This window comes from Pseudaeromonas paramecii (assembly GCF_039540575.1).
In the GTDB taxonomy this organism is placed as follows: Bacteria; Pseudomonadota; Gammaproteobacteria; order Enterobacterales; family Aeromonadaceae; genus Pseudaeromonas; species Pseudaeromonas paramecii.
Map to the genome: position 1 here is coordinate 1 of NZ_BAABFC010000002.1, position 7,409 is coordinate 7,409.

9 protein-coding genes and 1 pseudogene are annotated in these 7,409 nt (G+C 53.4%); 9 read left to right on the forward strand and 1 reads right to left on the reverse strand.

Annotated elements, in window-relative coordinates:
• Window positions 1-69: 69 nt before the first annotated feature.
• A pseudogene (locus ABD847_RS02550) lies at window positions 70-321 on the reverse strand (transposase); the annotation flags it as partial.
• A gap of 120 nt (window positions 322-441) precedes the next feature.
• On the opposite strand from ABD847_RS02550, the gene ABD847_RS02555 reads away from it, so the two are divergent.
• From ABD847_RS02555 to ABD847_RS02595, 9 genes are all read left to right on the forward strand, one after another.
• Window positions 442-915 (forward strand): DUF695 domain-containing protein, encoded by a 474-nt coding sequence (locus tag ABD847_RS02555; protein ID WP_345009736.1) that lies wholly within the window; start codon window positions 442-444, stop codon window positions 913-915.
• A 302-nt stretch (window positions 916-1,217) separates the two neighbouring features.
• The gene (locus tag ABD847_RS02560) at window positions 1,218-2,294 is read left to right on the forward strand and encodes a tetratricopeptide repeat protein (protein WP_345009738.1); all 1,077 of its coding nucleotides are present in this window, start codon (window positions 1,218-1,220) and stop codon (window positions 2,292-2,294) included.
• 182 nt (window positions 2,295-2,476) lie between these two features.
• On the forward strand, window positions 2,477-2,911 hold the full coding sequence (locus ABD847_RS02565; RefSeq protein WP_345009740.1) for a DUF2846 domain-containing protein: 435 nt from the start codon (window positions 2,477-2,479) through the stop codon (window positions 2,909-2,911).
• A 498-nt stretch (window positions 2,912-3,409) separates the two neighbouring features.
• The gene (locus ABD847_RS02570; RefSeq protein WP_345009742.1) at window positions 3,410-3,793 is read left to right on the forward strand and encodes a hypothetical protein; all 384 of its coding nucleotides are present in this window, start codon (window positions 3,410-3,412) and stop codon (window positions 3,791-3,793) included.
• Window positions 3,794-4,053: 260 nt separating this feature from the next.
• On the forward strand, window positions 4,054-4,752 hold the full coding sequence (locus ABD847_RS02575; protein ID WP_345009744.1) for a hypothetical protein: 699 nt from the start codon (window positions 4,054-4,056) through the stop codon (window positions 4,750-4,752).
• A gap of 154 nt (window positions 4,753-4,906) precedes the next feature.
• Complete coding sequence (locus ABD847_RS02580) at window positions 4,907-5,422, forward strand: lipocalin family protein (protein ID WP_345009746.1); 516 nt, start codon at window positions 4,907-4,909, stop codon at window positions 5,420-5,422.
• 239 nt (window positions 5,423-5,661) lie between these two features.
• Entirely contained in the window at window positions 5,662-6,096 is a 435-nt protein-coding gene (locus tag ABD847_RS02585) for an EamA family transporter (protein WP_345009748.1), read from the forward strand.
• Between the two features lie 19 nt (window positions 6,097-6,115).
• Window positions 6,116-6,664 (forward strand): nucleotidyltransferase family protein, encoded by a 549-nt coding sequence (locus ABD847_RS02590; RefSeq protein WP_345009750.1) that lies wholly within the window; start codon window positions 6,116-6,118, stop codon window positions 6,662-6,664.
• 46 nt (window positions 6,665-6,710) lie between these two features.
• Complete coding sequence (locus ABD847_RS02595; protein ID WP_345009752.1) at window positions 6,711-7,316, forward strand: RDD family protein; 606 nt, start codon at window positions 6,711-6,713, stop codon at window positions 7,314-7,316.
• Window positions 7,317-7,409: the final 93 nt, after the last annotated feature.

Here is a 7,409-nt window from a genome sequence, read left to right on the forward strand (position 1 = left end):
GTCCAGTAGAGTTTGAATCCCGCTATCGGGAACGGCTGGGAAGTGTCTAAATCACTGGTGGCGATTCACAAAGGTACCGGCCCGATCACGAGGCGTATTGAGTTCAAATCGCCCAGCGATGCTTTTGATGGTCTTGGATGTTGAGCCGTTTTTGCGATTGGCCGTTTCATCTTGGGCGAGGTGCTGCTCAAGTTCGGCCTGCATGGCCGCTTCGGTCAATTGCTTGATAAGCGGGGTAAGAATGCCGTCTTTGCCAGTCAGGTCTTTACCGTCACGCAAGGCTTGCAATGCAGCTTCGATATCGAAGGATGGTTTGGTCATGTGTCATCTCTTTTTGTCGTAGTTTAATGAAATGACACAGAATTCTGAACACTACCTATTACCCTGGGGCGTGCACAGCGCGGCGCGCTCTGTATCTATTAGGTTGCTCGCCATACAGATATGCCAAAGCTACTTTGCCTCTTAATTGGTTTGCTTATTTATTCACAAGTGCATGCTGCGGATGGGTGGGGCGTTGCCACGTCTGAATACAATCGAAAGCCACTGATCTATCGCTTCCTTCTTAAACCTCCGTCTGGCATACAAATATCCGATTATCCAGACCTGACTGGTATCTCATGGGTGTTTGAGGCCTCTGTGAACAACGGTATGCCTGATTCTGCTACAAATACCCGCATGATTGAGTTTGAAGAGCTACTCGAAAACAAGCTTGAGGGAAGTAACAATGCGTTCCTTACGCTTTGTGTCACGGGCAATCGTCGCAAAGAGTGGCAGTGGTACTCCAGGAATGTTGGTGAAACTATGAAGCTTATCAATCAAGCACTTTTGGGTAAGTCGCGATTCCCAATACTGATCTCACGCCAGTCTGACCCAACCTGGTCGGCGTACTTCGATGTAGTCAAGTTGGTGAAGTGACGCAAAAAATCGGAAGAGCGTAAGATCAAAAGCTGCGTAGGGGAGCCCTCCATTGCTGCGGCGTTCTGGCTGCTGGTCAGTTGACCATGAACAGCAGTGCTTTTATGACTCGCGCATAATGCGGAATAATTAATGCCAAATTGGTGTTGTGTCGGTGAGCTTTCTTTCCCTCGCTGAATGTGATTTCTCTGTATGAATGTGTTGCTACAACTCGAAAATGAGACATTTTCTAATAACTAATAAAATCCACTATATGTCTTATATCCATGGATATACATTAACTTTGCTAGGGGAATGAAAGCATGTATAAGGTTCTTGTTTGTTTTTTCGTAGCATTTCTAGTTGCGTGCGCGAGTAATGACGCTAAATTGCAGACATCAGAGAATACGGTTTCCCTATCTCAGGGAGGATCAACCAATCCTATCGATTCAGCTAAAGATGCCATCGAACACAACCAATTTGATGTTGCCAAAACAATCTTGCAATCGGCTGCGGAGCAAGGCGATGTTGAATCTTTTGCATTATTAGGCTGGATGTATTTTTATAAAATTGAAGAGCCAGAACATGTTAAACAAGCGATCGAATGGTTGGAAAAGGCTGCAGACCGCGATCATATAAATGCTCAAGTCCTATTGTCACAAATATATTACACTGGCGATGGTGTGAAGAAAAACCTGGTTCGTGCTGCCTTTTGGGCGGAGAGGGCTGCTGAACTTGGTGAACCAGATTCACAATATAATATTGGTTTCATGTATAAAAATGGCCAAGGTGTACCTGTTAATTATGAAAAGGCGGCTTACTGGTTTGCAACTGCAGGAAAGAATGGTCAAATTAGCGGTGTGGTCGACTATGCTTTAATGCTTGTGAAGGGCATGGGGGTGGCTAAAAATCCGTCTGAAGCCAAACGACTTCTGCTGTCCGTAGCCGAGGGTGGGGACAGTTGGGCTCAGTATAATTTGGGCTTGGCCTATGACCGAGGTGACCTGGGGGTCGTTGACAAACAGGAAGCCATCAAATGGTATGAAAAATCAGCGGAGCAGGGTAATGCCAGTGCACAAGTAAACTTAGGTGGTTTATATGCTAGTGGTGATGGTGTCGAGCCCAATCTTGACAAGGCGATTGCCTTGTACAAAAAATCGGCTGAGCAAGGTAATGTCAGTGCAATAAGCAATCTTGGTGTTCTGCATCTGTCGGGAAGTGGCGTGAAACAAGATTATGATATGGCTTTTAAATTACTCAGTTATGCTGCTGAACGTGGCAACCAGGCTGCACTATATTATCTTGCAACCATGTATGATGAAGGGAAGGGGGTTCCGATCAATAAATCACTTGCCAATAAACTCTTTGACTTATCGGGTTTGGATAAATTAGCAAAGTGATTTTTGCATGTTTCACTTTTGCGCGTTCTCAATATGATGTTCAACTGGTAATCATGTGTTGTCAGAATACACTGCCGTTGGTATCGCGGCTTGTTCCATCTTTCTAAATTAAGTAATTCTTCAACCTTGGTTGGGTTATACCTGCCATAATTTTAATTACTACTAACTAAATTGGAGTTTATATGAAAAAGCTGATTGTGGCCTCCTTCATTCTTTTCGGGTTGGCCGGGTGTGCAACTGTGCCGATGGCCGATGACAATCAAGATGCCGCTGCCAAAAAATTCGCTGTCGCCAGCGATAAGTCCGGTCTTTATATCTTCCGAAATGAAAGCATGGGGGCTGGCGTAACAATGGATGTGCTACTCGATGGTAAGCCTGTTGGTCAAACTGTGGCAAAAACCTATATCTATAAAGAGGTTGAACCTGGTAAGCATAGTATTACCTCCAAATCTGAGAATACCGACACCATTGAGGTGGATGCCAAGCCAGGCACGCTTGTGTATGTTTGGCAAGAGGTGAAGATGGGCGTGCTTTATGCACGAACCAAACTATCAGTGGTTGGTGACTATCAGGGTAAGAATGGTGTCCGGGAATCCAAGTTGATTGCAGTTAAGTAACTCTAAGTGGCCACTCCTCATTAGTCGGTTATTGCTCAAATCAGTCATTTTGTGCGTTCTGGCTTGATGATAGCTAGTCCGTTTGGCGAAGCTGGGTGTGACTGTGTCGTGTGCGGGTGATTCTCTAATATAGCAGTGGCGCTTCACCGTAAGTGCTTCCAGCGGTCAGCACTATTCTGACATAGATGTTGATCGAATAAGTCATCAGTCCATGCCTGTATTTCGGCATGGATTGTTGATGCCACATTGTGTTTTATATTTTTTGACAAGCGGTTGCTACGCCCTTGTTTTGTCGACGTTGACGCACAGCGCAGGGCGCAGGGCGAATGAGTCCATGCGCAACCTTAAGTGTTTTTTTCAGGAGCTACCTTTTTGTGTTCCAGATGAATTGCACACGCTCCTATGGCTAATCATTCTGTCTGTTGATTCGTCTAAAGTCAGATCTATTTAATTCCATCATAGTCTAGCGTTATGTTTTTTAATTCAGGGAGTGAGTCTGTGGTCGAAGTTGGTGATAACAATCGGCTGGTTGTTAACGGTAAGGATGAATATAAGATTAATCGCATGCGGTCCATCTATGTGCGACGGCTCGGTGTGCGCGATCAGTTTGTTCATTTCTTGGCTTGTGGGGTTTCCTGCTCTGCGGTTAGCTGGGCGGCGGCGTATTGGATGCCGTTTTGGTCTGCCTACATCTCATTGTTGTTTTTTGCGGTGGGTCTGCTTTGGGGGCTCTGTACTTTCCGGTATTACGAGTTACGTGCCGTGTTCAAGGCGGTAGATGAAACGGGGGACTTTGATGTGGCCATTGCTCGAGGTGTTTGTCAGCAACGTCTGTCTCGATTTGATGAGGTGGTTAAGCTGTTATCTCCTCAATGTGCTTGATTTAACGTCCGATTATAAATCAGCGCTTACTCATCTCATGACCATGGTCGATCGGTGAGTGGCTCGCCAATACCCCCAAAAAAAATCAGAACATTGCAATTCGTGCCAAGCGGCGATTTACGGCCAGCACTGATGTGCTGGCGCACAATATCCGCCGGCCCGATGGGTTCGTGTTTGGGACTGACATTTCGTTATTGCTGCGGACGGGTGAGGTTTACCACGCCGCGGTGCTTTTTTCACACACTAAGGAAACAACTCAAATGGATAAGTTTGTTAAGGTCGTTTTGTTGATCGTGTTTGCTCTCTCGGCCACCGGCTGTGCCACCGTAAACCATGATGCCCTCACACAAGATGAGGCCCTGGCACTCAAGGATAAGAAGGTTGGTCTGACCCATTATCAGGATCGGCCGGATTTCATTGCCCAGACGGCGGTCAATGTGCAGTTCGGGCTGCTTGGCCTCGCCAGTGCCATCTCCAGCGGCAACGCCATGATCAAGAATAACCAGGTAGCGGATCCCGCTATCGCCATTGCCGACAAGTTGGCTCAGGGCTTGGCGCAGGAGCAGCAGATGCAGGTGGTGGCAGAGGCGCAGTCTGTCTCCAGTAAGGTCACCGATGAGGCGCTGCTGGGGCACTTTGGGCAGCAGGATTACGTTCTGGATGTGAAGACACTGGGATGGAGCTCCATCTATTTCCCAACGGATTGGGATAACTACCGGGTCATGTATACCGCTCGGGCCCGTTTGATCGAGGTGCAGACGGGCAAGATCATCGCCGATGAAACCTGCAGTCATGTCCCTGACTATGCGGACACCAATCAGGCGCCCAGCTACAAGGCTCTGGAGGATGGCAGCGGACTCAAGACAGCGCTGGCCCAGTCTGTCGAGTATTGCGTCAATCAGATCCAGGTGATGGCGAAACTCCATGCCCAGACGGCGGGTACGGCGGCTACCAACTAGTTGTGGCCACTATTATCGGCCGGCCTTGTCGCCTCGCCTGACGGTGTGGGGTGGCTGCACCGAGGCCTGCCTTGTGGCATGGTGGGCGTGGTGGGGGCCGGTTGCCTGAGTCGCGGGCGGCCGGCTGGACCCCTGACTTACTCTGGAGGGTGTGATGCGTCGGCTGATGTGGATTGGACTGTGGCTTTGCGGGTTAACCGGTTGCGTCGGGCTGCCGGAAGGGGTGACACCGGTACGCGGCTTTGACTTGTCACGCTATCTGGGCACCTGGCACGAGGTGGCGCGGCTGGATCATCGCTTCGAGCGGGGCTTGAGCCAGGTAACGGCCCAGTACAGCCTGCGGGACGACGGCGGTGTGCGGGTCATCAATCGTGGTTATGACGCCGCAACGGGCAGTTGGCAGCAGGCCGAGGGTCGCGCCTACTTCGTGCAGTCGCCGGATACGGGTTATCTCAAGGTCTCCTTCTTTGGTCCCTTCTATGGCAGCTATGTGGTGTTCGAGTTGGAGCCTGAGCACTATGAGTACGCTTTTGTCAGCGGCCCCAACCACGATTACCTCTGGCTGTTGGCCCGCTCACCCCAAGTCAGTGAGGCGGTGCGGGCGCGCTTCGTGGCCCGGGCGCGCGAGCTGGGCTTTGCCACTGAGGATCTGCTCTGGGCTCAGCCGTAAGCGGCTGATTTTTTTGCCGCTATGCCCCTGGCGGCATTGTGGCTGAGTCCATTTTTCCTTATTGTTCTCACGGTATTCGAACAGGTCGCTCCATCGGCCCTGGGTTGGCTCTGCCGACCGGAACAGGGAGCCAGGACAATGCCGCCGCCGCGGGACGGGGCAAAGGGACATGAGGCGGCGCAAGTCAGCCATCAGGCTGACCAGGCAGCGTCGTGCCGCTCAGACAATAAAGGGAATTTATGATCACAAGCTGGTTTATCTGGGCGCTGCTGGCGGCGGTATTCGCCGCGCTGACCGCGATCTTCACCAAACTGGGGGTGGCGCAGATCAACAGCGATCTGGCGACCCTGATCCGTACCTTCGTGGTGTTTGCCCTGCTGATCCCCTTCGTGCTGCTCACCGGCAAATGGTCCAATCCCCTGGCACTGCCGGGCAAGGCCTTGCTGTTTCTCATCATCTCGGCCCTGGCGACCGGCGCCTCCTGGGTCTGCTATTTTCGTGCCCTGCAACTGGGGCCGGCCTCCCAGGTGGCTTCCATCGACAAGCTCAGCGTGGTGCTGGTGGCGGTGTTTGCCGTGCTGCTCCTGGGCGAGCGGCCCAGTCCCCTGGCCTGGCTGGGGATCGGTCTGGTGGCGGCGGGGGCCCTGATCCTCTCCATCGCGGCCACCCGTTAGGGTGGCGATGGATCCCTTGATGCCACGGCTGTTGGCGCTGATTGCCGCCGATCCCTGGCGCATGGCCTGTCTTGCTCAGTTGGCAGAACTTCACCTGCCGGATGCCTGGCTGGCCGCCGGTTTTGTGCGTAACCGGGTCTGGGATGCCTTGCATGGCGACGGGCGGACTACGCCCTTGGCGGACGTGGATCTTATCTATTTCGATCCCAGCCCCGGCACTGTGACGGCCATGCTGGCGCAGGAGCAGGCGCTGCAGGACAGCTTGTGCCGCAGTCTGCCGGCAGTGCCCTGGCAGGTGCGTAACCAGGCGCGCATGCATCTGCGCAACGGCCATGCCCCCTATGGCGACTGTCTGGCGGCCCTGGGCCATTGGCCGGAGCAGGAGACAGCGGTGGCGGTGCGGCTGGATGGGCAAGGTCAGTTGGCAGGCATCAGCGCCTTTGGCCTGGCCAGCCTGTTTGCCGGCCGGTTGACCCGCAATCCATGCTGCCCTCCGGCCCTGTTTGCCCGCCGGTTGGCCGACAAAGCCTGGCTTCGGCAGTGGCCCGGACTGCGGGTGTGCCTTTAACTGCTGTAATTCCCATTTATAACCAACCCCTTAACAAGGAGACAGGATGTTCTGTTCACGTTGTGGTCAATCGTTGAGTGATGTGGCCAATTTTTGTCCGGCCTGCGGTGAGGCGCGGCCCGTGCTGGCCGAAGTCGCTGCGGCCAGCAGCCTGGTGGAGCCGGCCCTGGCACCGGCGGCGCAACCCAGCCCGGCCTCGGTGGTTTCGGCCGACACACCCCGCTACGCCGGCTTCTGGTTCCGGGTGCTGGCGGCCCTGATTGACGGCATTCTCTGCCAGATCGCCTCCTTTTTGGTGGCCTTGCCCATGGGCTTTATTCTGGGGGTGTCCATGGCGGCGGTGGCCGACAGCGAGACTATCGAGGCCATGGGCGGCTTGCTCGGCGCAGTGCTGGGCATGCTGGTGCAGTGGCTGTGGTTTACCCTGGCGGAGTCCTCCGCCTGGCAGGGTTCCCTGGGCAAGAAGTTGTTGGGGATCAAGGTCACCGACGAGCAGGGCCAGCGCATCGGCTTTGGCCGGGCCAACGCCCGCTACTGGGGCAAGATAGTCTCCACCATCACCTTGGGCATCGGCTTCTTGATGGTGGCCTTCACCCAGCGCAAGCAGGGGCTGCACGACATCATCGCCGGCACCTTGCTGGTGCGTGCCTAGCGGATGGGGCGGCTGATCCAGGGCTAGGTGTGTAAACCCACCAGGTTGTTCACGGATTGAAGACGACTGATTGGGGGCAGGTAGTCCAGACTG

Excerpts from the sequence above, each read along its gene's own strand:
- ABD847_RS02575 (WP_345009744.1), top strand. The coding sequence starts at position 4,054 with ATGGATAAGTTTGTTAAGGTCGTTTTGTTGATCGTGTTTGCTCTCTCG.
- ABD847_RS02595 (WP_345009752.1), top strand. The coding sequence starts at position 6,711 with ATGTTCTGTTCACGTTGTGGTCAATCGTTGAGTGATGTGGCCAATTTT.
- ABD847_RS02565 (WP_345009740.1), top strand. The coding sequence starts at position 2,477 with ATGAAAAAGCTGATTGTGGCCTCCTTCATTCTTTTCGGGTTGGCCGGG.
- ABD847_RS02560 (WP_345009738.1), top strand. The coding sequence starts at position 1,218 with ATGTATAAGGTTCTTGTTTGTTTTTTCGTAGCATTTCTAGTTGCGTGC.
- ABD847_RS02590 (WP_345009750.1), top strand. The coding sequence starts at position 6,116 with ATGCCACGGCTGTTGGCGCTGATTGCCGCCGATCCCTGGCGCATGGCC.
- ABD847_RS02555 (WP_345009736.1), top strand. The coding sequence starts at position 442 with ATGCCAAAGCTACTTTGCCTCTTAATTGGTTTGCTTATTTATTCACAA.
- ABD847_RS02580 (WP_345009746.1), top strand. The coding sequence starts at position 4,907 with ATGCGTCGGCTGATGTGGATTGGACTGTGGCTTTGCGGGTTAACCGGT.
- ABD847_RS02585 (WP_345009748.1), top strand. The coding sequence starts at position 5,662 with ATGATCACAAGCTGGTTTATCTGGGCGCTGCTGGCGGCGGTATTCGCC.